This window comes from Psychrobacter pacificensis, assembly GCF_018336615.1.
In the GTDB taxonomy this organism is placed as follows: Bacteria; Pseudomonadota; Gammaproteobacteria; order Pseudomonadales; family Moraxellaceae; genus Psychrobacter; species Psychrobacter pacificensis.
Map to the genome: position 1 here is coordinate 955715 of NZ_CP048752.1, position 25530 is coordinate 981244.

Annotated in this window: 20 protein-coding genes; 6 read left to right on the plus strand and 14 right to left on the minus strand. The window is 45.6% G+C overall.

Annotated elements, in window-relative coordinates:
• Nucleotides 1–21 precede the first annotated feature (21 nt).
• From hemB to GYK50_RS04155, 5 genes are all read right to left on the minus strand, one after another.
• The gene (gene hemB, locus GYK50_RS04135; protein WP_071001995.1) at nt 22–1029 is read right to left on the minus strand and encodes a porphobilinogen synthase; all 1008 of its coding nucleotides are present in this window, start codon (nt 1027–1029) and stop codon (nt 22–24) included.
• A 218-nt stretch (nt 1030–1247) separates the two neighbouring features.
• Nucleotides 1248–3059 carry an efflux transporter outer membrane subunit gene (locus GYK50_RS04140; RefSeq protein WP_071001994.1) on the minus strand — a complete coding sequence of 604 codons (1812 nt, stop codon included), beginning with the start codon at nt 3057–3059 and terminating at the stop codon, nt 1248–1250.
• Nucleotides 3056–6334 (minus strand): efflux RND transporter permease subunit, encoded by a 3279-nt coding sequence (locus GYK50_RS04145; RefSeq protein WP_212564320.1) that lies wholly within the window; start codon nt 6332–6334, stop codon nt 3056–3058. The genes GYK50_RS04140 and GYK50_RS04145 overlap by 4 nt, the downstream gene beginning before the upstream one ends.
• A 35-nt stretch (nt 6335–6369) precedes the next feature.
• Entirely contained in the window at nt 6370–7734 is a 1365-nt protein-coding gene (locus GYK50_RS04150; protein ID WP_212564321.1) for an efflux RND transporter periplasmic adaptor subunit, read from the minus strand.
• A gap of 748 nt (nt 7735–8482) precedes the next feature.
• Nucleotides 8483–9505 carry a polyprenyl synthetase family protein gene (locus GYK50_RS04155; RefSeq protein WP_025647215.1) on the minus strand — a complete coding sequence of 341 codons (1023 nt, stop codon included), beginning with the start codon at nt 9503–9505 and terminating at the stop codon, nt 8483–8485.
• 478 nt (nt 9506–9983) lie between these two features.
• On the opposite strand from GYK50_RS04155, the gene rplU reads away from it, so the two are divergent.
• The 3 genes from rplU (at nt 9984) to lolA (ending at nt 11803) form a co-directional block, all read left to right on the plus strand.
• Nucleotides 9984–10295, plus strand: coding sequence for a 50S ribosomal protein L21 (gene rplU, locus GYK50_RS04160; protein ID WP_025647214.1), 312 nt, complete (start codon nt 9984–9986; stop codon nt 10293–10295).
• A 93-nt stretch (nt 10296–10388) separates the two neighbouring features.
• Complete coding sequence (gene rpmA / locus GYK50_RS04165; RefSeq protein ID WP_058025936.1) at nt 10389–10646, plus strand: 50S ribosomal protein L27; 258 nt, start codon at nt 10389–10391, stop codon at nt 10644–10646.
• A gap of 473 nt (nt 10647–11119) precedes the next feature.
• Nucleotides 11120–11803, plus strand: coding sequence for an outer membrane lipoprotein periplasmic chaperone LolA (gene lolA / locus GYK50_RS04170; RefSeq protein ID WP_212564499.1), 684 nt, complete (start codon nt 11120–11122; stop codon nt 11801–11803).
• A gap of 164 nt (nt 11804–11967) precedes the next feature.
• On the opposite strand, the gene scpB is transcribed toward lolA, so the two are convergent.
• From scpB to mrdA, 9 genes are all read right to left on the minus strand, one after another.
• Entirely contained in the window at nt 11968–12579 is a 612-nt protein-coding gene (gene scpB, locus GYK50_RS04175; protein ID WP_071001988.1) for an SMC-Scp complex subunit ScpB, read from the minus strand.
• 66 nt (nt 12580–12645) lie between these two features.
• Nucleotides 12646–13485, minus strand: coding sequence for a segregation and condensation protein A (locus GYK50_RS04180; protein WP_212564322.1), 840 nt, complete (start codon nt 13483–13485; stop codon nt 12646–12648).
• A 5-nt stretch (nt 13486–13490) separates the two neighbouring features.
• Entirely contained in the window at nt 13491–14093 is a 603-nt protein-coding gene (locus GYK50_RS04185) for an O-methyltransferase (protein WP_212564323.1), read from the minus strand.
• A 20-nt stretch (nt 14094–14113) separates the two neighbouring features.
• On the minus strand, nt 14114–15184 hold the full coding sequence (locus GYK50_RS04190; protein ID WP_212564324.1) for a tryptophan--tRNA ligase: 1071 nt from the start codon (nt 15182–15184) through the stop codon (nt 14114–14116).
• Between the two features lie 108 nt (nt 15185–15292).
• On the minus strand, nt 15293–16384 hold the full coding sequence (locus GYK50_RS04195; RefSeq protein WP_212564325.1) for an LpxL/LpxP family acyltransferase: 1092 nt from the start codon (nt 16382–16384) through the stop codon (nt 15293–15295).
• 463 nt (nt 16385–16847) lie between these two features.
• Complete coding sequence (rpsI, locus tag GYK50_RS04200) at nt 16848–17234, minus strand: 30S ribosomal protein S9 (protein WP_058025929.1); 387 nt, start codon at nt 17232–17234, stop codon at nt 16848–16850.
• Nucleotides 17235–17244: 10 nt separating this feature from the next.
• Nucleotides 17245–17673: a 50S ribosomal protein L13 gene (gene rplM / locus GYK50_RS04205; protein ID WP_058025928.1), complete on the minus strand. Its 429-nt coding sequence runs from the start codon at nt 17671–17673 to the stop codon at nt 17245–17247.
• 253 nt (nt 17674–17926) lie between these two features.
• Nucleotides 17927–18613, minus strand: coding sequence for a 16S rRNA (guanine(966)-N(2))-methyltransferase RsmD (gene rsmD, locus GYK50_RS04210; RefSeq protein WP_212564326.1), 687 nt, complete (start codon nt 18611–18613; stop codon nt 17927–17929).
• Nucleotides 18614–18702: 89 nt separating this feature from the next.
• Nucleotides 18703–20715, minus strand: coding sequence for a penicillin-binding protein 2 (mrdA, locus tag GYK50_RS04215; RefSeq protein WP_212564327.1), 2013 nt, complete (start codon nt 20713–20715; stop codon nt 18703–18705).
• Between the two features lie 494 nt (nt 20716–21209).
• Between mrdA and GYK50_RS04220 the strand changes: the two genes are divergently transcribed.
• The 3 genes from GYK50_RS04220 (at nt 21210) to GYK50_RS04230 (ending at nt 25517) form a co-directional block, all read left to right on the plus strand.
• The gene (locus GYK50_RS04220; RefSeq protein WP_071001980.1) at nt 21210–22544 is read left to right on the plus strand and encodes a DUF445 domain-containing protein; all 1335 of its coding nucleotides are present in this window, start codon (nt 21210–21212) and stop codon (nt 22542–22544) included.
• A 290-nt stretch (nt 22545–22834) separates the two neighbouring features.
• Nucleotides 22835–24865, plus strand: a complete 2031-nt coding sequence (locus GYK50_RS04225) for a heme lyase CcmF/NrfE family subunit (RefSeq protein WP_212564328.1) — start codon at nt 22835–22837, stop codon at nt 24863–24865.
• A 1-nt stretch (nt 24866) separates the two neighbouring features.
• Nucleotides 24867–25517: a DsbE family thiol:disulfide interchange protein gene (locus tag GYK50_RS04230; RefSeq protein ID WP_212564329.1), complete on the plus strand. Its 651-nt coding sequence runs from the start codon at nt 24867–24869 to the stop codon at nt 25515–25517.
• Nucleotides 25518–25530: the final 13 nt, after the last annotated feature.

Below are 25530 nucleotides of genomic sequence, written 5' to 3' on the forward strand. Positions count from 1 at the left end.
TAAAAGGCATTTTAATTGATATTAACCATTATTTAACTGCCGAGCTGCCTCAAGTGCAAAGTAAGTCAAGATACCATCGGCACCGGCGCGGCGAAAACCAATAAGCGATTCTAGGATCACCGCATCAGTCAGCCAGCCGTTTTGAATAGCTGCCATGTGCATCGCGTATTCGCCGGAGACTTGATAGGCAAAAGTCGGTACGCCAAAGGTGTCTTTGACTTCACGGATCAGATCGAGATAGGGCTGACCAGGCTTAATCATCACCATATCTGCGCCCTCATTGATGTCCATCGCCACTTCGTGCAAAGCTTCAGCGCGGTTACCAAAGTCCATCTGATATTGTTTTTTATGACCGCCTTTTAGGTTGCCGGCGCTACCGACTGCATCACGGAACGGCCCATAATAAGCAGAAGCGTATTTGGCAGAGTAAGCCATGATAGCGGTATTGACAAGACCTTCGCTTTCAAAGGCATCACGCATGGCTTTGATACGGCCATCCATCATATCACTTGGAGAGATGATATCAGCGCCAGCTCTAGCATGGACGAGTGCTTGCTTGACCAGCACCTCAACGGTGTCATCATTGACCACATAACCACTGTCATCAAGCAAGCCGTCTTGACCGTGTGACGTATAAGGGTCGAGCGCCACATCGGTCATCACCACCATCTCAGGCACTGCGTCTTTTAGTGCTGCTACGGCACGCGCGCTTAGTCCATTCTCATCATAGGCCGCTTTGCCATCAGGAGTTTTTAGCGAGTTGTCGATAACAGGGAAAATATCGATAGTCGTCACGCCCTCGCTTAAAAGCTCTTTGGCATAATTAATCAATAGGTCTATCGATAAGCGCTCAACGCCCGGCATACTGGCGATGGCCTCGCGCTGATTACTACCTTCTAATACAAATACTGGGGCTATGAAATGTTTGGGGTGAAGCTCGACTTCACGAATCATAGCACGGATATTATCGTTGTAGCGCAAGCGGCGCAGGCGAGTCTCGGGGAATTGACGATTAAACGTATAAGACATTGTTTTTTCCTTATTATTAGTTTTAGTAAGTTTGAGGGGTAATCATTAAATAAGTAAAGCATCAGATGCAGCTAAAATTTTTAGCTTTTATATATAGCTACTATTTATATATAACTACTAAAGGTAGCACATAACAACAAAAAGCCCCACCAAGAAGGTAGAGCTAATTGTTATAAAAATAATACGCTAGCTAGTTATCAAATGTTATATAACCATCTTTATGGAGTGACAATCTGTGGCACTGGTACTTGCTCAGTAGGTGTCTCTTCAGTCAATACCCCAACCGCTGCATCAGCGTCGTTGTCATTATCGATATCGACAATCGCAGTCGGCTTAAAGTCAACCTTCACAGGCGTCTGTGCTTGTTTGATAGCGGCGGCTTCTGGTGCTGCAGCTACTCGCGCTGAGCTAGCAGCGTCGATAGCATAGGCCGCTTGCGACTCGGCATCTTTGGTTAATAAAGTACCAACTTGGGCCAAGTTAGTATATTGCGGAACCGGAATCGCGACAGGTGTATCGAGATTGGCACCGCCGCCAAGCGCTTGATATAGCTCGATTTGACTGATGATTTTTTGTAGCTCTAAGTCTAGAATGCCTTGTTGAGTGTCAAACAATGAGCGCTGAGCATCAAGGACATCGAGATAGTTTGAGATACCAGCTTTAAAGCGCGCATCAGCAATCTCATAAGTCTGATCAAAGTTATCTTGCAGGCGGTACTGAGCTGCGAGCTGCTCGCCTAGAGTTGCGCGAGTAGCGAGCACATCGGAGACCTCACGGAACGCCGTTTGAATTGAGCGCTCATAGCTGGCAAGCGTTTGTTCGCGCTCGATTTGTGCGACATCGTAGTTTGCATCCAAACGTCCAGCATCAAAGATGGGTACGCTGATATTAGGGCCAAATGACCAGCCGACTGCATCATTATCGAACAAGTCGCTCAAGCCATCGCTACGGACACCAACGCTACTGGCTAAGCTTATCGTTGGGAAATAAGCGGCACGGGCGACAGCGATATTTGCGCCCGCGGCTTTTAGATCGTATTCCGCTTGTAATACATCAGGGCGATAGCGTAGCAGCTCGCTTGGCAAGCCGGCACTAAACACCTCGTGATTGGTGATATTGCTGACAGCGGGTGCTGGGATAAGCTCAGTAGGTACCGGCGCTCCTAATAAGAACTGCAGAGCATTTCTGGAGGTCAAAATACTGCTTTGCGCACGTAGTACCGCAAGTCTTGCACTCTCTAAAGCTGCTGCAGATTGCAAGGAAGGCAGCTTAGGATCAATACCGGCTTTAAAGCGCTCTTGCGCAATAAACAACGAGCGCTCACGGCTCTCAACAGTTGCCTCGGCGAGTTTGAGCTGCGCTAAGCTATAGCTAAGATTCGCGTAGCTCTGCGCGATATTACTAATCAGACTAATTTGAATAGAGTCTTTGGCTGCCGTCGTTGACAAAAATCTCTGCAACGCTTGATCTTTTAGGCTATCGATTCGGCCCCAAAAGTCCAGCTCATAGCTTGCCAAACCGAGATTGACACTGTAGCTATCTGTCGTCTGTCTACCGCCAGTACTGCCAAAAGGCGTCTCAACGCGCGGAGAGGATTGGCTTTGGCGTGAGTATTCTGCTTGACCATTGATAGTCGGCAAATCATTAATATCAGTAATACGATACTGCGCGCGCGCTTTTTCGATAGCCAAACGGGCACTCTCAAAGTCTTTGTTATTTTCCAGTCCTAACGCAATCAGAGCTTTTAGGCGCTCATCGCTATAAAAGTCCTGCCAGCGCTGTCCTGCGATACTTGGCTGCTCAGAGGTGCTGACAGTCTCATCACCAAAAGCGCCATAAGCTTGCTCGATCGGAAGGTTAGGCTCAGCGAGAACGGGGCTTGTATCTGCTTTAGGGATAGTATTACAAGCGGCCATACTCAGAGCCAAAAAGCTCAGGCCAAGTAGGCGCGATGATTTACCAGTAGCTAGTAAAGCTTTAGAGCTTATCGCTCTTACGGCTGAGTTAGAGGTTAAGAATAAAGAACTCATTGTGTATTATCTCCAAAGCTTACAGGCTGATAACTCGCAGGAGGAGTTAATGATTGCTTATCTTCTGTAGGGGCAGATGGGACCGGATTATCACCGCCGCCGTTACCACTTGGATGGTTATCATCATCATCCCCTTTACCATTGTGAGCTTCATTGCCCTTATAAGGGAACATACCACGCACCCAAATATAGAACATCGGAATAAAGAAGATACCTAGTAAAGTGGCACTAACCACACCACCTACGACACTGGTACCAATAGCAGTTTGGCTGCCTGACCCTGCGCCAGTAGCTATGGCTAATGGCACAACACCGATACCAAAGGCAAGCGAGGTCATAATAATTGGACGTAGACGTTGTCGCGCTGCGGTCATGACGGCCTCTCTGAGACTATAGCCTTCTTCTTGGTGCTCTTTGGCAAATTCAATAATCAAGATGGCGTTTTTGGCGGACAAACCAACGACGGTGAGTAGACCCACTTGCAAGTAGATGTCGTTAGCAAAACCGCGTAACCACGTAAATATCACCGCACCCAATACCCCAAGTGGAATAACCAATAGGACAGAGAAGGGGATAGACCAGCTCTCATAAAGCGCAGCTAGACATAAGAAGACAACTAGAATCGATAGCGCATAAAGCATAGGAGCTTGCGAGCCTGATTTTTGTTCTTCAAGTGATAACCCAGTCCATTCGTAACCGATACCTTCAGGGAGCTGACTGATCATGTTCTCCATAGCTGACATGGCTTCACCAGTACTAAGACCAGGTGCCGCATTACCTTGAATATTCATCGAAGGTAAGCTGTTATAACGAGTCAAACGCGGTGAGCCTGACTGCCATTCGCTACTTGAGAAAGCATCGAAAGAGACCATGTTACCGGTTTCGCCGCGCACATACCACTTGCCGATGTCATCAGGATTGGTACGGCTACTGGCTTCACCTTGAACATAGACACGCTTGATACGGCCACGATCGATAAAGTCATTGATGTAGCTTGAGCCCCAGGCGGTCGAGATAACGCTATTGATACTGCCTAAAGATAGACCATAAGCGGCGGCTTGTTCTTGATTGATATTGACTTTGAGCTGCGGTGCATCTTCTTGACCATTAGGACGTACGCCTGCCACATTTTCGTTTTGTCCAGCCATACCTAGCAGCATATTACGGGCTTCAAGTAACCCTTCGTGTCCAAGGTTACCCACATCTTGTAGCATCAAATCAAAACCACTGGCATTACCAAGCTCAGTAATCGCAGGCGGTACGATAGCAAAAACTTGCGCTTCATTTAACTGGGTAAAGAAATAACCCATGGCGCGATCTGCTACCGCTTGTGCGGTATTCTCTTCCCCAGAGCGCTCCTCCCAATCTGACAGTCGAACGAATGCCAGACCCATGTTTTGGCCTTGACCTGCAAAACTAAAACCAGCAACGGTAAAGACAGAGGCAATATTGTCGCCTTCTTGCGTGTCGTAATAATTACTGACTTTATCGAGCACGTCTTGTGTTTCATCTAGCGTAGAGCCTGCCGGTAGCTGGACTAAGGTGAACATAATACCTTGGTCTTCTTCAGGCAAGAACGAGCCTGGAATACGTAAGAACACCACTGCCATAATACCGATAATTGCCGCATAGCCGATTAAATATAGCCACTTTAAATTAAAGCTCTTACCGACAAAGTTTTCATATGAGCGGCTTAGCTTAAAGAAGCCGCGGTTGAACCAGCCAAAGAAGCCTTTTTGTTGTTCAGTACTGCCTTTTTCATGGCTCTTACCACGTTTTAGCAAGGTCACACATAGGGCAGGGGTGAAGATTAGAGCCACCATGGCTGACAGCGCCATGCTCGTGATCAAGGTGATAGAGAACTGACGATAAATAACACCTGTCGATCCCCCAAAGAAGGCCATCGGTAAAAATACGGCAGACAAAATCAGCGCAATACCAATAACGACCTTACTGATCTCGCCCATCGACTGAATGGTGGCATCTTTGACCGAAATATCAGGGTCTTCTTCTAATATTCGCTCGACGTTTTCGACGACAACGATCGCATCATCAACCAGTAGACCGATGGACAGTACCATTGCAAACATCGTCAATACGTTGATACTAAACCCTGCGATATAAAGCACCGCAAACGTACCTAAGAGTACGACAGGGACAGCAAGAGTAGGAATGATGGTGGCGCGCCAGTTCTGCAAGAAGACAAACATCACGATAAAGACGAGTACAATCGCCTCGATAAGTGTCTTGACGACTTGCTCGATTGATAAGCGTACAAAGGGCGTGGTGTCATAAGGGACAACAGAGCTTAGGCCTGCTGGGAAGTTGGTTTCTAGCTCGGCTATACGTGCGCCGACCGCCTCACGGGTCTCTAGCGCGTTTGCGCCTGCAGCCAATGAGATACCTAGAGCTGCCGCTTCTTGACCGTTATACAAGGAGATGACGCTATAGTTTTCACTGCCGATTTCGACATCAGCGACATCGCCGAGGCGTACTTGCGCGCCTGAGCTGTCTGTCTTTAGTAGAATGTTTCTAAACTCTTCTGGAGTCTGCAGGTAGCTTTGTACACTGACGGTGGCATTGATAACCTGCTGATCAGTGTCGGCTGGCGCCTGTCCTAATTGACCAGCTGAGACTTGTGCGTTCTGCGCGCGTACAGCGCTGACCACGTCAGAGGGCATCATGTTATAGCTACGTAATCGCGCAGGATCTAGCCAGATACGCATGGCGTAAGAGGAGCCAAACACTTGCACTTCACCAACCCCTTCCACACGACTGATTGAGTCAAGCACATTGGAGTTGATATAATCGGCAATATCAGCACGATCCATACTGCCATCTTCAGAAATAAATGCCTGCACCATCATAAAGCTACTGGAGGACTTATTGACGTTGACGCCTTGGCGCTGAACAGCCTCAGGCAACGCGCTCATCGCCGCTTGCAGTTTATTTTGTACTTGTACTTGCGCCGTATCAGGGTCGGTACCGTTTTCAAAAGTGAGCGTCACTGAAGCGCTACCGTTTGAGGAACTCGTCGATGACATATACATCAGCCCATCTAGGCCTTTCATGCGCTGCTCAATAATCTGCACCACAGAGTTTTCGACCGTTTGCGCGTTTGCACCAGGATAAGTGGCACTAACAGAAACGGTGGGCGGTGCGATACGCGGATACTGCTCAATCGGCAAATTAACAACCGAGATTACCCCGATAAGCATGACCAAAATGGCCAACACCCATGCAAAAATAGGGCGATCAATAAAAAAACGTGACATAGTATATCCCTAGGTCTTCCTATCTTTGAATGGAATTAATTAGCAGTGTCCTGCTCAGAAGTGTCATCAGCTACCGTTTTCGCAGCTTGCTGTGGTGTTTTGGCGGTAGGCGTTGCAGGTGCACCATTAGCGTTTTCTAACGGCTTGACCACGACCTCCTGCTCAGGCTTAACTTTAGAGCCGCCTATAACCACTAGCTTATCGCCACTACTTAAGCCATCGGTGACCACCCATTGACCATCATAAGTACCATTAATGGTAACGGGACGGACTTGGATTTGATTGTTTTCATCAACGATGTAGACTTGTGAATCGCCTTTAGGCGTACGCATAACAGCGCTTTGCGGCACTAAGGCTGCATTAGGAATGACGCTTTGAGTCAGACGCGCTGAGACATACATACCTGGCAGTAGCACGTTATTAGGATTAGGGAAAATAGCTCGTAGAGTCACCGCGCCAGTAGATTGATCGACTTTAGCTTCAGACAGCGCAAGCTTGCCACGCACTGGATACACTGAGCCATCTTCTAGGACCAGCTCGACAGAATTCATACCCGCCTGCGCTTTACCTTCAGCTATCTGCTGACGAAGCTGCAATAGCTCGGATGACGACTGACTGATATCGACATAGATAGGGTCTAAGCGCGAAATCGTCACTAAAGGCTCAGATTGACTAGCGTTAACTAAGGTTCCTGCAGTAACGTTTGAGCGGTCACTACGACCAGTCAACGGTGCACGGACGATAGTACGATTGAGATCCAAAGCGCTAGCATCTAAGTTTGATTGCGCGGTTTTAATCCCAGCCTCAGCGCTTCTAATGCTCGCTTCAGTTTGTCCGACTGCAGCGCGAGCACTCTCTAGAGCCGCTTGCGCTGTACGCACTTGAGTTTGCGCTTGGTCATATTGCTGCTTGGAGATAGCGTCAATCTCAACCAAGCCTTTTAGACGCTGAAAGTCATTTATCGCTTGTGCTAATGAGGCTTGGCGACTGGCTAACTCTGCTTTAGCATTGGCATTATTGGCGATAGCGGTTTGGCGATTAGCCTGTGCTTGCGCGACCGCCGCTTGACCACTAGCGACCGAGGTCGTGTAGTTGTCAGTATTGATACGATAAAGCGGCTGGCCTTTTTTGACGTTACTGCCTTCACGGAACAGTACTTCGTCAATTACGCCGCTGACTTGAGGGCGTACATCAGCCGTCTGATAAGCGGCAGTACGACCAGAGAAAGTCTGAACTTGAGGCACAGTATCGAAGCTGACAGTTTGGACGTTGACGAAAGCGGGCGGCATCTGCTGCTGAGCGTTTTCACCCGCAGCGGCGTCTTCTTTATTGTCACAGCCGACCAGTACTGTAGCCGATAGTACAGATGCTATTACAAGCGCAAGATAAGAATGCTTCATCAAGGTCCTCGGTAGAGTAGTAAAATATAGAATAAATGGTATAGAGGTAGAGCGTATCATAATCAAAAAATAGCTTATTTTTCGAAGAGCAATAATAAACTTTATAGAAGTTTATAGCCAAAAAATAAGAAGCTATTGATAAAATTGATAAATAGGGCAGTACCGCTAGCTAGTTATAGGACGTCAAGTAAATTTAAGGCGTTATTATAAACTATAGGGTTTACCCCGCAGTCAAGTGATTCACGATAGGAAAGCTGACAAAAACTGACCGCACTGTGCTCGCTGAGTAAATAAAATCCCCCCATAGTAACCGCTACACCAACCAGCAGCTAATAAGAAGATATACAACCCGCTATGCAAATTTATTGTAATTTTTTGTTATAATTGTAAAGCCATAGTGTTATTGAGGTTTTAAAACCGCCAAAAATCTGCTTTGTCAACAAATTGACTAATTTATCAACCCCTAATTATGACCTTTAAAGTATAGCGACTTAAACCAGTCAGTAGCCTCTAATGAGCGTGGTCAATCAGTATTTAACCATTAAAAAATCCTGACACAATTATAGTGCCGTCAGGATTTATGAAACTTAAAGAAAGGTAACTATTTGCTGACACACCCGTTTTAAGAGGGTGTCTTTTTAGAGACTGTTGCTTTTGATCAATGAATATTTATGGCTCGGTTGCTCAAAAACACTGCTAAAAAATGAGCCGTCTCAATTAGCTAATAACACAGACGATTCATATGTCATTATACCAATCGCGCGCTGGCCAATTCTGTCAGTTGGTACAAGCCTTGACGATAGCGATTATCAGGTAAGCTGCTGAGTGCTTGCTGTGCCAATCTGGTCTCTTCTAACGCCCGCTTGGTACAATAATCAAGCGATCCTGAGCTGCGGACGAGCTCGATAAGCTGCTCAGCATTCGGCGTTTTCCCCGTCTGTACGGCGATACGCAGCTGCTCGTAACCTTGCTTGTCGCTGTTTTTGAGTAGCTCAAGCGCTTTAATAGTTGGTAGCGTTGGCTTACCTTCACTCAAATCATCGCCTAAGTTTTTGCCCATCAGCTCACTATCGCCGCTGTAATCAAGCACATCATCGATAATCTGGAAGGCATTACCAAAATGCTGACCAAAATCAGCTAGGGCTTGTAGATGCTGCTCTTGTCCTTGCAAAATAGCCGCGCCTTGGGTCGCCATCATAAATAGGCGTGAGGTCTTACCGTCGATAATATTGAGATAGTCGGTCTCTGTCGCCGCTGGATTATGCTGATGCTGTAATTGTAATACCTCACCTTCAGCGATATCACAAGTGCCATCAGAGAAGAGCTTTAGCAGCTCTAAGCTTTGAAAGCCAACCAATAAATTAAAGGCGCGAGCGATCAAATAGTCGCCCACTAATACTGCAGTGGCATTATCCCAAGTGGCATTAGCAGTGGGCTTGCCGCGGCGCTGACCAGATTCATCGATGACATCGTCATGTACTAACGTGGCCGTATGCAGCATCTCCGTAATAGCGGCTAGATGCATCGCTTGTTCGCTTGGCGCATCGTTGAACATACGCGCGCACAATAGGGTAATAAGCGGGCGCATGCGTTTGCCACCGGCATCAATCACATGCTTTGAGACGCTCATCACCAATTGTACTTTTGAATTGAGACTACCAAAGACTTGCTCATCCATAATGTCAAAATCATGAGCGACGATGCTTTGAATGTCCGTATAATTAGGCGCTTGAGAGGCAAGGTCTGAAGAAGCTAAAGAAGTGCTGGTCATAATATAGAGTCGTATTTATTAGATGGGTTTTAAGATTTGCCTATAATAGCACAGCCTATTTGGTTAATTGGTGATTAATATGTGTTATTGGCTTTAGTCACTAGGCCGCAGCCAGCTCATTGCTATCGACAATATTGCGTCATAGCGTCAGACTAAGTGAAATTTATAGAGTAGTTGCTAAATAATAGCTATTAAGCCGTCTCAATAAAAACAGAAATAGCTATTGGAAAAGTATGGAATAAAATAAGCTATATGTTATTGATTTAATGAGCTATAATACTACGCTTAAGGCTAGATAGGCTATCGCTATGATTATTAAGATGATAAGACCTAATACGCGCTGCTAAAACCAGACAATTGGCTTGCTTTTATCATTCAGAAAACGTAAAATAACGCCTTTAATTTTTCCCTGTCGTGTTCGTTATTGAAGCGTAGGTATAATATCTACCACGGCACACGGGTTAAACGGAGTCAGACAATGTACGCAGTAATCAAAAGTGGTGGTAAGCAGCACCGTGTCGTAGCCGACGAATTGCTAAGAGTTGAATTGCTTAAAGCAGAGAAAGGCGAAACGATCAAATTTGAAGATGTTTTAATGGTTGTTGACGGCGATGACGTAAAAGTCGGTCAACCAATCGTTGACGGCGCAAGCGTAGAAGCCGAAGTGGTTGAGCATGGTCGCGGTGAAAAAATCCGTATCATCAAGCACAACCGCCGTAAGCATTATCACAAAGAGCAAGGTCACCGTCAGTGGTACACCTTGTTAAAAATCAAAGCGATTAATGCTTAATTAGCTATTATCATTTATTGATAATAAATAGCGCACTAAAAGCTTAAGAGTTATCACCTCAGTGATAAGTCATATTAACAAGGAGAATTATCCATGGCACATAAAAAAGCTGCCGGTTCAAGCCGTAACGGTCGTGATTCAAACCCAAAAATGCTAGGCGTAAAAATCTTTGGTGGCCAAGCTATCACAGCTGGTAACATCATCGTTCGTCAACGTGGTACAGAATTCCACGCAGGCGAAGGCGTTGGCATGGGTCGTGACCATACTTTATTTGCATTAAATGATGGTGTGGTAAAGTTTGAGACTAAAGGTAAATTTAACCGTCGTTATGTAACGGTTGAAAACGCATAATTATCTATTTAGGTCATTTTATTCTTTGAATAAAACGATTGGATAATTAAAAAAGCCCTTACTGCCTTATGGTAGTAGGGGCTTTTTACGTTTATAAGACCTCATCAATTAATATTGGCTTTTGTTAGAGATTGGTTTTTGTTAGCAGTTTGGTCAGCAATTTTATATAGCATAAATACTCGTCACACTTAGCTCACTGGCTCTTTATGAGCACAGTGTTAATAATTTATCATGATAAATGCAAACTTTTACCGTGTAACTGCATTGGTTACAAGCGTGTATGGCAGCCGTAGTAATGATTGCAAATCATGACTAGGCGCGTAATAAAAAAACTGGCACACTGTTGCCATTGCTGATGGTTACCAGTTTTAGCTCGGTAAAAGCAGTATTTATAGAAAACAAAAATTTCAATAGAACATTTTATTTTTAGCAACAACTTTAAAGCGATTATGCTTTTTTAGAGAGGATTTATGATGAACTTATCTACGAAAAAATCAACCAAACAGAAGATGATGAGTGGTGCTTTAGCAGGTGTATTAATGACATCGTTAGGTATCGCAGCGCCAATGATGGCATTGACTCAAACAGCCACAGCAGCTCCTGCTGATAACCTAACAGCTGCTAAACGTTTGAACAAATTGCTGACCAATACCAAGAGTATGACGGCTAATTTTAGCCAGACAACCAAAGGCGCGAGCAGTGGTACGTTTAAAGGCTCTATGAGTGTCCAACGTCCCAATAACTTCCGCTGGGAAACCAAATCGCCCTCAGATCAGCTAATCGTTGCCAATGGCAACTCTATGTGGATCTATGACAAAGATTTGGAGCAAGCGACTAAGCAGAACGTCGACAGTCAAGTCGGTAATACGCCAGCGCTATTGTTGTCAGGTGATCCAAGTAAGATTGATCAAAACTTCAAAATCACTCAGCCGTATAGCAATAAGAACTACTATGTGTTGTACCCAAAATCTGATAATGCCAGCTTTAAGAGCCTATCCATGAGCTTTAGTGGCGGCAAACCTGTGATGATGGTACTAAACGATACGCTAGGTCAAACGACCTCTATTAAGTTTAGTAGTATCAAAATGAATCCAAGCATCGGCAGCAGTCAGTTTAAGTTCACTCCACCAAAAGGTGTTGATGTTATCAATCAATAAGGACGAGCTAATTGATGAAGCAGATTATGATGCTTTGCTATTTATCTAAGGTTGAAAGCCTCTAAGAGTGACAACCCCTAAGAGTAATAGCCAAATAAAAAGGACAGATCCTATATGATCTGTCCTTTTTTATGAGCGTAATGATAGTTTGGTCAGCAGAAAAATTAAGACATAGCTCGTATGGAGTCCATATCTGGCATTGGTGGTAGCTCGTCTAAATGACTCAGCCCAAATGCATCCAAAAATTGTGCGGTGGTGTGAAGGAGCGCTGGGCGGCCTAAGGTCTCCTTAAAGCCTTTTTCAATGATCCACCCCTTATCAAATAGCTGGCGTAGTATATTGCTTGATAACGTCACACCGCGCACTTGCTCGATGTCACTCCGTGTCACAGGTTGCTTATACGCAATAACGCTTAACGTCTCAAGTAACGCTTGGCTCAAACGCTCTTGACGCTGCGGGAAAGTCTGCTGAATCAAGCCGCTATAGGCATCGGAAATTTGCAATCGATAGCCGCTAGCTGTCTCATGTAGGTTCAGCACACCGGTCTCTAACCGTCGCTCTAGCACCTCTAAGGCTTGCTTTAATTCCTTAGTAGATAATGATAAATGTTTTCTTAACGCGTGAGCTGTCAGCGGCGCCTCTGATGCATGCAGCAGCACCTCGATGTGCTTGCTCACATCTTCAAGAGACGCCTGATTTGCCCCAATAGAGGAAGCTGTAGCGGTGCCTGTAGTTTCGGCTTTACTAGGCTGCTTTGAGTCGTCAATATCTACCATCTAAAATGTGCTCTTGTTTTAATATCATGGGATCAATAGCAGGTTTGGCGGCTAACCTGATGCTGGTTAGGCCAACCACTGTAGTGTTAGTTCTTGGGATTGATTGTCTATATCGGATGGATCGGTATCATATTTCATTAACGTGCTTGCATCATTATTGGGTTCTGTATAGACCACACCAACTAATTGCCGCTTAATCAGTTCAAGTACGGCGACAAAGCTCACGACCACGCCTATTTTCCCCTGTGCTTTGTCTAGTAGCTCATAAAAGGAGCGGGCACCATCAGTACTCAGTTGCCGACTAATGCTAGCGATACGATCAGAAAGCGGCACGATATCAGTTTTGATGGTATGCATTTGATAGTCTGGCTGTAGCTGCATTTTAAACAAGCTATCGATCAGCAGAGTAGGCGAGTAGTTGGGCAGCTCAGCATTCATAACGTCTTGACTGGGCATACTTACCATGGCTAAGAACACATCACGCTCTAAACGTATCAGATTGTCTAAGCGCTGACTGGCGGCTTTGATTTGTGCGTACTCTTCTAGGCGTTCAATCAGCTCGGCTTTTGGATCGCGCTCATCGGTAGGCGTGTCAGGGGTAGGCAATAGTAATTCAGTTTTAATAGCAATAAGCGTCGACGCCATCAGCAGATAATCGCCTGCCAACTCAAAATGCTCAGTATCTAACTCACTGATATAGGCAAGATACTGCTCAGTGATGGGTAGAATCGGCATTTGGGTCAAATCAACGTTGTTCTTTTTGACCAAATATAATAAAAAATCCAAAGGACCTGCAAATTGTTCTATCCAAATCGCAAACGCTTGCGGCGGAACATAAAGATCGTCTGGTAGATGCTGTACTGGCGTCTGATAGATGCGCAGCGCAGTCGTGTTGGATGTATCCATAATACTCAATGTTCCTGGCGCACTGCCATAAATAGTCCAGCACCAACATCTAACGTGTGACAAAGATAACGAGAGTCGTTGGTGAATTCTGCCAAGAACTCGCTCACCTCATCACGATGAGAGATGACATTATCGACAATAAGTACACTACCGACGTCCAATGCGTTATGCAGACCTCGGATATAATCGATATAGAATTGCCGCTCTGCATCCAAAAATACCAAGTCAAAGACGTCTTCATTGCTATTTAAAAAAATAAAGGCGTCTTGTACGATGAGTCGAACAGAGTCAGACAGCCCCGTATTTTGCAGATGCTGGCGAGCAGCTTCACTGCGGTTTTTGTCGATGTCTAGCGATGTAAAGTCACATTCAGCCTGATGCCGCAGACCATACGCTAGCCACAATGTCGAAAAGCCCGTCGAGGTACCAATCTCTAGTACCTTTTTGGGCTGTCTGATCGTGGCAATATTGGCCAAAAACTGCGCCGCATCTGGTTCGACATGGCGATGACGAGCCAGCCTATTGGATTGTTCAGAGTCATACGTACTGTCAGCCTCGTATAAAGACTGACAGTAAGATAAAAAATGGCTTGGATTAAATGTCGGCATTATAAACGATCAGAAGTCATTTATTTAAGCTTCGCTAGTGGGCGAATACCAATGGCACGGCGGGCTTTATCCAGCTGCTTACGGCTATGGCGACGCGCTTTATCTGCGCCCATTTGCAAGATTTCTTCCAGCTCTTTTGGATTTGCCATCAGCTCTTCATAACGCGCGCGGAAAGGGGCGATCTCGTTATTGATTTGTTGGAACAACTGCTCTTTGGCGTCTCCCCAGCCAATACCTGATTCATACTGCGCACGCAAATTAGCAATTTCTTCAGGCGTAGCAAACGCTTTATAAATCTCAAAAATTGCTGACGCGTCAGGATCTTTTGGCTCTTCTGGCAATTGTGAGTTGGTCACAATACGCATGATGGCCTTACGCATCATTTTTTCAGGATCGGCTTGGCTATTAAACTCGCCAAACAACGGAATCACGTTGTTATAGCTTTTGCTCATTTTGCGACCATCGAGACCTGTAAGTAGCGGTGTGTTGTCGTCGACCAGGGCCTCAGGCTCAGTGAACAATGGCTTGTAACGATGATTAAATGTACCTGCTATATCACGCGCCATTTCAATGTGCTGAATTTGGTCGCGGCCAACAGGTACATGCGTGGCATTAAACATCAAAATATCAGCGGCCATCAATACAGGGTAGCCAAACAACCCCATGTTAATCCCTTGGTCAGGATCAACGTTTTCTTTTTCCATATTAGCATCGACCGCTGCTTTGTAGGCATGAGCGCGGTTCATAAGTCCTTTGGCACATGAGGAGCTCAAAATCCATGACAACTCCAAAATCTCAGGCACATCTGACTGACGATAAAAAGTCACGCGCTCAGGATCGAGACCACAGGCGAGCCATGTCGCGGCAATGGCTTTGGTTGACTCGTGAATGATCGCAGGATCATGGCAACCAATAATACTGTGATAATCCGCTAAAAAGAAAAAAGCGTCGCTATCGCTGTTTTGAATAGACTGGATGGCCGGACGAATCGCGCCAACATAGTTACCAAGATGCGGAATACCTGTGGGTTTGATCCCTGTCAAAATGCGTTTATGTGGGGCTGCTTGTCCAGAACTGTGATTGTCGCTCATGAAAAATCCGTTGTTTTGTTTGTCAAGTTATTATAATGCGTGATTAAAAGTACAAAATAGCAGTTGCAAAGTATAGCAAATTTTATCAGCCCTTTTGAAAATAAAGGCCTACTTATAGATATCCGTACGACCATTTGGCCCATGTTTAAAGCGCCGATGAAACCACATCCACTGAGTCGGATCAATACGTATGAGTCCCTCTAAAACTTCATTAACCCGAGTAGCATCCGCAACCTCATCTTGACTTGGGTAGTTCTCAAGCTCTGGGGTGATGGTCAAGTGATAATGAGGTCGCTTACCACGTGGTAGATTATCTGGTGTCTGCCGATAGGTGTGTAGCGCCATCACGGCGGGTGGATGCGTTTTGCTGCCTAATTTTGCCATACGGCGTGACGCGGTGATGGTCGCTGCTGGCACGCCAAAGAATGGCGCCATAACCCCTTGCTTAAGACCGTAGTCCTGATCGGGGGAATACCAAATCACATGGCCCGCTTTGATAGAGGTGACTAGGCTTCGCATATCGCGGCTGGAGATTTGCTTACCGAATATATTGGTACGACCATTATAGATAAACCAGTCCAGTAAAGGGTTGTTTTGCGTACGGTACATACAATCGACAGGGAAGAATTGAGAACACAGTAAGCCGCCCAAATCCAGCATCGTATAATGCGCACCCAATAGAATAACCGGACGCTGCTCGTTTTGCGCATTAACAAGATGCTGTAATCCCGAAATAGATACCGTTCTAGTAAATATATTTGGACGGAACCAAGCACATAGGGTTTCAAACACCCCAATACCTTGATTGACAAAGACTTGCTTTGCCATCAATTCACGCTCAGCTTCTGGCTTTTCTGGAAACGCCAGCTTTAGATTAATCAGAGTGTCACGCCTACGGGAGCCTGCAGCGTTATAAATCAATATGCCGAGCTTACGACCTAGCCAAAACTGCCAACGCAGTGGCAAATATATCATGGGTAACATCACCAAAAACAACAACCAAATACCCCAATACTTTGGCAATAAAAACTGCCATTGAAAGGGCTTGTTTTCTGCTTGCGCGGTACGCTTTTGATTTTGCGTAATCGTTGGGGTGCCAGCAGGTATAGCAGGCGACTTATTGGATTGCTGCCTACTGGATGATGGTATGCCGTTAGTGTTGGAGGGTTTACTAGGATCGTATTGTTCTGGCGCTTTCATAATATCCTTCTGCCGCACCGTGTATCACATTGCAGCTAATGATGAAAAGTTATTGATATGATGGGGTAGGCTCAAATGCTTTGCAAGTGAGAATGTTTATAAGGTTCTTAATTTGCAGTGCTAATATAAAGTACGTATATCGATAGCTATTGCAATGAGAGATATAGTGAAACCATTATAAAAATGGTATAGCAAGATTAAACGCTATTTTTCGCAGCCTCTGGAGACGCAGTCACAGCAAGCAAGAAAAGTATCGTTTAATCGAGCGCGTTTCCTATGCTGTATCAATGTTATTGAGGTCCTACTATAGCCACACTACCTATAGGCCAATCAGCAGGCATAAAAAAGCCTTATAAGCTGTGACCAGCTTATAAGGCTTTGCAAAACGCTTCTCTTATTTGAGTTTGCTACCATCGCTCCGAGAAAAAGACAACAGCAGCAAAAAGATAAGAAAGTGCTTTGATTAACGTTTTGAGAACTGTGGACGTTTACGTGCTTTACGTAGACCCAGTTTCTTACGTTCAACTTGACGTGAATCACGAGTAACAAAACCAGCTGCTTTTAGGGCAGGCTTCAAAGTTTCGTCAGCTTCGATCAATGCACGTGTGATGCCGTGGCGGATTGCGCCCGCTTGACCACTGATACCACCACCTGCAACAGTGACATATAAGTCATACTGGTTAGCAGAGTCTAGTAGTTCTAATGGCTGACGAACAACCATGCGTGAAGTTTCACGGCTGAAGTATTCGTCTAGTGGCTTACCGTTAACAACAATACTACCAGTACCTTTTGATAAAAAGACACGAGCAGTAGACGTCTTGCGGCGACCAGTTCCGTAATTGCGTTCCATAAGTATATCCTTAGATGTCTAGTTCTTTAGGTTGCTGTGCAGTATGTGGATGTTCAGTACCCGCATATAGTTTCAGCTTCTTGATCATCGCATAGCCAAGAGGGCCCTTTGGAAGCATACCCTTAACTGCTTTGTGTAGAACATCTTCAGGCTTATGTGCAATCAGCTTTGTGAAGTTGGTTTCTTTAATACCACCTGGGTAGCCACTGTGACGATAGTACTTTTTGTCTTGCGCTTTCTTACCCGTTACCGCGATTTTTTCTGCGTTGATGACAACAATGAAGTCACCAGTATCTACGTGCGGAGTATAAGAAGGCTTGTGCTTGCCACGTAAGCGAGTTGCGATTTGAGTGGCTAAGCGACCAAGGGTTTTGCCGTCAGCATCTACGACATACCAGTCATGGGTCACTTCAGCTGGTTTTGCACTAAGTGTTTTCATGATAAAACCTTAAAATTAGAATTCGTTGAGAGTTTAGCTGGGAACGGGGCTCTCAAAAAACAGACTGCACATTATAAGCAGTAGCGCCTACGCTTGCAAGCTGCATTGGGGTTTATTTTCGCCTTTATACATTAAACTGCAGCGTTTGGCCAGTTTTTAAGCGGTTTTAAACATTTTTACAGGTATTGAAGTGTTTTACTAAATATTGCTTAACAAATAACTGCTAATGATGCGCTTAGCAATTAGGGTGTAATTATGACGGTGACAGCCGATAAAGTCCAGCGACAACTTGTCCAACTTTGGTTTGTTTCAAGCATTCAAAGCATATCATTTGCTGAGTTGTCTCTAGTTGGGCGTCGCGATTTTCATTAAGCTGCTCTTCTAGTTGCTCAAGCTGAGTGGTCAAATCTTTATCCGCTTCTAAGTAAATTAGCGTTGATTGGTCAATCAATGCATTGGTAATCAACGTACTCAAAATAGGCTGCCATAGATCCTGAGCATAAGGGGGATCGATGAAGACGATGTCAAACGGGTGCTCAATCGGCTGGTGTTGACTCAGTACTTCCTCAGCCGTGCCAGTGATAACCGTGTAAGCTGCGGTATCAAGGCGTAATTGCTCAGCACTTTGACGTAGCATGTTGCTTTGTGCCGTATTAACTTCAATAAAAGTGGTGTGAGCTGCGCCGCGGGACAACGCCTCAAACCCTAATACGCCACTGCCTGCACAGCTATCGAGTACGCGTGCACCGTGAATATCGGCCAATAACCAGTTAAATAATGTCTCTCGCAGGCGGTCGGGTGTTGGGCGCAGGCCATCTGCCTCGATGAAGCTGACAATACGGCGCTTGAACTGCCCACCAATGATACGCACATCACCGGCTGCGGCACTTTTTGCTTTAGGGTTCTTTTTTGCTGTGCGCCCGCTCGTGGGTTTTTTCATGCTCGTGTCTCTTTTATTGTCTTTTTTTTGAGGCGTCTCTACTTATTAGACATGACTGGTAATGGTTAGAGATGTCTATCAAAATGTCGCTATTCAGAGGTGGCTGCTGCTGTTTGCGCCTCTGCTTCTGCTGTTTGCGCCTCTGCTTCTGCTGCTTCCTGTTCTGCTAACGCTTTTGCCTCTTTTTCACGCAAGGCATCTTTCAAGGCTTTCTCAAAGGCCTTTTGGCGCTTGATGACTTTGAGCTCATCGGCTGAAGGTGGGAGTACCGGATCAGTTTTGCGTTGTAGCATCCAGTAGTCAAATAGGGCACGGCCGATAGGCGCGGCAGTCGTACTACCACCGCCACCGTTTTCGACCAAGACCGCCAGCGCGATTTGAGGGTCTTCGACAGGGGCAAAACCATTGAACCACGCATGATCCCAGTGACGCTTGTCAATCGCTGATTTATCATAGCGTTTGCCTTGAGCGATAGACTTTACCTGTGCTGTTCCTGTCTTGCCAGCGATACGATAGCGCGGTGTATAGATACCGCGTCCAGTACCGTTTTCTACCACGCTTTCCATCGCAGCATGCATACGTAGCCAGTCAGAAGGCTGACCGTTGTATTCAATTTTGCCATCTGGTTTGGTGATCACTTTTACCTCTGCCGCGCCGTCACTGCTCTTGAGCAAATGCGGGGTAATATGATTTCCTTTATTTGCGGTCATGGCTGTGGCATTAGCAATCTGTAGCGGCGTGGCTAAGAAATAGCCTTGTCCAATACTGACAGAGATGGTTTCACCCGGTAGCCAGTCTTTATCATACGTGTCTTTTTTCCATTTCGGTGATGGCATGATGCCTGATTTTTCGTTAGGAAGATCAATACCAGTCTTGTCCCCAAAACCAAAGCGCACCATCCAGTCGTGTAGACGCTGAATACCCATCTCATAGGCCAGCTTATAATAGTAAGTATCAACCGACATTTGGATAGATTTCTTTAAATCAACCGTACCATGACCCCCGCGCTTCCAGTCACGGAAACGATGGCTGTCTCCTGGTAAACTGAAATAGCCAGGATCATAAATAGTGCTGTTCCAATCTCGCAAGCCATAGTGAATGCCACCTAGACCCTCGAATGGTTTGATGGTCGAGCCAGGTGGGTATGTCCCTTGGAGCGCACGATTATATAGCGGCTGATCGAGATCTTCTCGCAGGGCATCATAGTCTTTGAACGAAATCCCTGAGATAAAAGGATTGGGATCATAGCTTGGGTTACTGACAAAGGCCAGCACGTCGCCGTTTTTGGGATCTATTGCGACGATTGCACCGCGGCGACCATCTAGCTGCTGCTGGGCGACCTTTTGCAGCCCATAATCCAAGCTCAACGTGATATCGTTGCCTGAGGTAGGCGGTTTGGTATCCAATTGACGTAGGATATTGCCGTGAGCATCTGTTTCTACCGACTGATAACCAGGTTGCCCAAGCAAAATATCTTCGTAATAGTCTTCGATACCAATCTTACCGATCAGATCAGTACCCGCATAGCGGTCTTTATCGATACGCTTAGACTCTTTATCGTTAATACGACCAACGTAACCGATCACATGAGCAAATAGCTCATCATAAGGATAATCACGCGTCAGCTTACTTTGGATAGAAACACCGCGAAAGAATGGCTTACGCTCACTGAACTGAGCCAGCTGTGCCTCTGTTAAGTCGATTTTGATGGTCACAGGGTCGTTTTTGTTTTTACTTAAGCGCGCCAAAATATCTGTGATGTCTTCTGCTGTCAAATCAAAAATAGGCGCCAGCAAGCTGAGCGTGCGCTCAGGGTTATCAACCTCATCAGGGCTTAGCATGGCGGTAAAGACTGGCTGGTTATCCGCCAAAATTATCCCGTTACGATCATAAATATAACCGCGGCTAGGCGGTGCTGATATCAGTTTAATGCGATTATTATCTGACTGGGTGGTGTACTTATCATGGGCATAGACTTGCAAATAACCATAACGCGTTATCAGGCCGCCCAAACCCAGCAATATTAAAATTCCAAAGATAATAATACGGTTGGTAAAGGTACTGTTGACCTGTTCGGTATTGGGAGTTAGTGGTTTATTCATAGAAAATCAGAGCCCAATCGGTCAGTGAGTCAATAATAAAGAGGTAAAAGGGCAGGTTGGTTAACCAAAACGCGGTGAGTCTAAAGGATAATACAAAGGATTTCAATCACATAGCGCTATATGATCTAAAATCAACGCGCATTGATTTGTACGTAGATGGTGTCTATCGTTTGACTACAAATTATAACAGAACAAATGAGTAGGCGCAGTACTCAGATGCTTATTTTGTTGTGGTCATATATTGCATAAGCGATGCGCTATCTCAGTATATTTATGGCTCAATATAGGATTTAAAAGATGTTATCTTTAGTCACAACTTGCCAAGGGTGTCCATGTGCTAAAAAATGGCAAGTATGCTAAAATCAGGCGATTTATTTTATAGTAGTGGTTAGAGACAGAGCGTCTTTTTGAGACGTTTCAATTTTGCTAGCGGCTTGTTATCAGTCGCGACCATATTAGCAACGACAATCAACCTGTCAGGAACTAGAAAAGTCATGGACATAAATTCATTGTGGCAGACGATCGCTGAGCACCCAGAGTTTTTTGCCATGCTAACTATTCCACCAGTGACGGCATTTGTTACGTGGGTGCATGTATGGATGGCGCTCAAGATGCTGTTTTATCCCATTAAGTTTTGGGGTATTCGTATTCCAAATTTTCCATTTTTTGGGTTACCAGGTATCGGCTGGCAAGGTATCGTCCCACGCAAGGCAGGCAAAATATCAGGGGTTATCGTTGATCAGACATTGTCAAAGCTCGGCTCATTAGATGAATTTTTCCAAGCGATGGAACCTGAGCAAATGGCGCTATTTGTCACTGATACGGTGGACAAAAACCTTGAGCCATTGATTGATGAGATTATGCTGGATCATTCGCCCGCACTGTGGGGCAACTTGCCTTATGCGGTAAAACGCCGCGTCTATGCTCAAGCCCACAAAGAACTGCCTAGTATCATGCAGTCGCTGGTGACAGATTTGACGTATCATGTCGAAGATCTGGTCGATATGCGCAAGATGATCGTCAATACGATGGAGAACGATCGTCGTCTGATGGTCAATATGTTCTTGAAGGTTGGGCAAAAAGAGATCAATTTTATCTGGCACATCAGTGCTTTGATTGGCTTGGTGTTTGGTATTATCCAAATGTTTATATTTTTAGTGGTGCCGCAGCATTGGACGGTGCCATTTTTTGCTGCGATTTGGGGATTTTTGACCAATTGGATTGCGATTTGGATGGTATTTAATCCAATAGAGCCGCATTTTATCCCGTATTTAAAGCTTTTTTCGGTGCAGAGCCGCTTCCCCTTTATCAAGCCAGTCATGCCTCATATCGCAAGGTATCGTCTGCAGGGCGGCTTTATGAAGCGCCAAGAGGAAGTGTCTGAAGTTTTTGCTGAGATTGTGGTAAAAGATTTGGTTACCCTTGAGAACATCATGAACGAGATGATGTATGGTGATCGCTCAGCGCAAACTCGTGAGCTGATGAAGTCGCATCTATATACGGTGCTTGAGTCACCAGTTATTAGTACGACATTACGTGTGGGATTGGGCCGCCGTGATTATGGACAGCTCAAAAACACTATTATTGATAAGTCGATTGTGGCGACTATGGTGCCACTGCGAGATCCTGAGCTCAATGAAAGTCGCGCCAGTAAGATTTTTGGTCTGTTTCGCGATAGAATAAGGGCGCTGACGCCCAGCGAGTTTCAGAATTTGCTGCGTCCTGCTTTTCGTGAGGATGAGATGACGCTGATTATCTTGGGTGGTCTGACTGGGTTTTTGGCAGGGTGGTTACATCTGGTATTGGTATTTTTCCCCTCGATGCCATAAGCAATAACACGATAAACAGTATTTTCAAATAGTCAAAAACAGCAATATCTCATACAGTTTGAGTCAATAAAACAATGCAAGGCCAATGATAGGTCAGCATTTTGTATCAATCATTCAGATTGATACGTCACAATGATAGTAGCGGGTTTTAGGTGCTTCTACAGCTATCGAAACCTCAGTTTTTAACCGTAAACTATGACCGCATAAAGGGACTATTTAGCGTTTGCCAGTGGCTAGCGATGCCATCGGTGAACCCTTAATGGTATCCAAGGTAAACAAGGTTAGACCGTATGTTAATCACAGAATTGGGTTATTTTGCCTTGCTGGCCGCTTTTATACTGGCGATTTTGCAGGTGGTACTACCAACCATTGGTGTCATGCGCGACCACGTCGCTTGGCAGCGTCTAGCACCAAGTCTTGCATGGGCGCAATTTGCGGCCATGGTCACATCATTTGCTGCGCTGATGGCAGGCTTTTATTATAATGACTTTAGCCTCGTCTATGTCACTCAGCACTCCAATACGTTACTGCCTTGGTATTATAAGCTATCTGCAACGTGGGGCGGTCATGAAGGGTCATTGCTGCTTTGGATGACCATTATGGCCACTTGGTGTGCGCTGGTGTCTTATTTTAGCCGTGGATTACCGCTGTCCATGCGTGCGCGTGTTCTTGTGATATTGGCAGGCGTGCAGATGATGATGCTAGCGATGTTGATCTTTACCTCATCGCCATTTGATCGTACCTTGCCCAATTTGCCAGTTGATGGCGCGGATCTAAACCCTGTCTTGCAAGATTTTGGTTTGATTATTCATCCGCCGATGCTCTACATGGGCTACGTAGGCATGGTCGTGCCATTTGCTTTTTGCATGGCAGCGTTGTGGGAAGGGCGCTTGGATGCGGTGTGGACACGCTGGTCGCGTCCGTGGGCGCTAGCTGCTTGGGGTTTCTTGACGGTTGGTATCGCACTTGGCTCATGGTGGGCATATTATGAGCTTGGCTGGGGCGGCTGGTGGTTTTGGGATCCAGTAGAGAACGCCTCACTGATGCCATGGCTGGCAGGTACGGCATTGCTACACTCACTTGCGGTCACTGAAAAGCGCGGTGTGTTCAAAGCGTGGACCATCATGCTGGCAATCTTTGCCTTTGCACTTAGTTTGCTAGGCACATTCCTTGTACGTTCAGGGGTGATCACTTCCGTCCATTCATTTGCTGCTGACCCGACGCGTGGTCTAGTAATTCTAGCCATTCTAGGCGTCATTATCGGCGGTGGTCTGCTGATGTTTGCGGTACGTGGTTGGCGCTTGACGGTTGAGAGTCAATATCGACTGATCTCACGCGAGTCATTCTTGGTGATTAATAACGTTATTATTTTGATTTCGACTTTGGTGGTGTTGCTTGGCACGCTATATCCTATTATTGCCGATTCTTTCAATTTAGGTCAGGTATCAGTTGGCCCTCCCTATTTCAACGCGCTATTTGTACCCTTAACGTGGCTTTTGCTCGTGGCAATGGGTATGGGCTCTAATATTCGCTGGAAACAAGACAGCCGCCCATTATTAGGTGCTGGCATGGTTATCGCTGTGAGCAGTCTGGTGTTGGCGGCGATTATTGCCTATTTTACGAGTCCATCAGAGATGCTAAATATTGGCGTCACGTTGGCAGTGAGTTTCTGGGTGCTATTATGGATGGTGATCGATTTTAAAGATAAAACCAAAAATGCACCGAGTCGATTAAACGGATTACGTCAGCTGCGTTTGAGCTATTGGGGTCAACAAATCGCCCATATTGGGGTCATCGTTGCAGTTATTGGGGTGGCATTTACCAGTACGCTCAGTATTGAGCGTGATGTGGCGCTGGGACCAAATGATAGTGTCAATGTCCAAGGGTATGACTTTACCGTAAAAGGTTTCAGTGAAGTAAAAGGCAGTAACTTTGACGCCACACAAGCTGAGGTTACGGTCAGTAAAAACGGTCAAACGGTGACGACGCTACATCCTGAAAAACGTAACTATATTATCAGTATGATGCCGATGACTGAGGCGGCGATTGATGCCAGTCTTATGCGTGATGTGTATGTCGCTCTTGGTGAGCCGATCGCCGAAAACAGCAACGAATGGGCATTTCGTATCTATGTCAAACCGCTCATTCGCTGGATATGGCTAGGTGCGCTGATTATGGCATTTGGTGCATTGCTCAGTATGCTAGACAATCGTTACCGTATTAAGAAAACCAGAACACCTGCGCAAATCGCTGCCAAAAAATCAGGCTTTGCTACGGTGGCAGATTTGGAATCGCAAGCTATCAAGACAGGGGATCAGTAATATGACGACCTCAAACAATGCACCTGATAAACAGGCTCAGCAAAGCAATAAGAATACCAAACGCAAAAAGTCGCTTAAATTAGGTTTTTTGATTCCGCTGGTGATTTTTATTGGTCTGGTTGCCATGCTGTATATGCGCTTGGGCAAACCGACGGATATCGTGACGAACACAGCACTTGAGCGCCCAGTACCGGCTTTTGAGTTGCCGCTATTGTCAGATACCAGTCGCATCATGACCAATGACAACCTGCCTGATCAGCCGTTCTTAATGAATATCTGGGGATCATGGTGTCCTACTTGCATCATCGAGCATCCTTTCTTAATGAAATTGGAGGAGCGCGGTGTCAATTTGGTCGGTGTCAACTATAAAGATGATATTGGGGATGCCTTAGGATATTTGAATAAAGGCGGCGACCCGTTTTCGATGTCTATTCAGGATCTATCGGGGCAGTTTGCTTTAGATTTGGGGCTGACTGGCGCGCCTGAGACTTTTGTCGTCGATGGTGAAGGGATTATTCGTCAGCATATTATCGGTGAGGTCAATGAGAGCAACTGGCAAAGCCGTATTGCGCCTTGCTTGATGGTGCTTAATGATGCCAATAATAATGGCGTCAGTTTAGAGCCAAGTCAGGTTGAGGAGGCATGTCAATGATAGCCTATCAAAT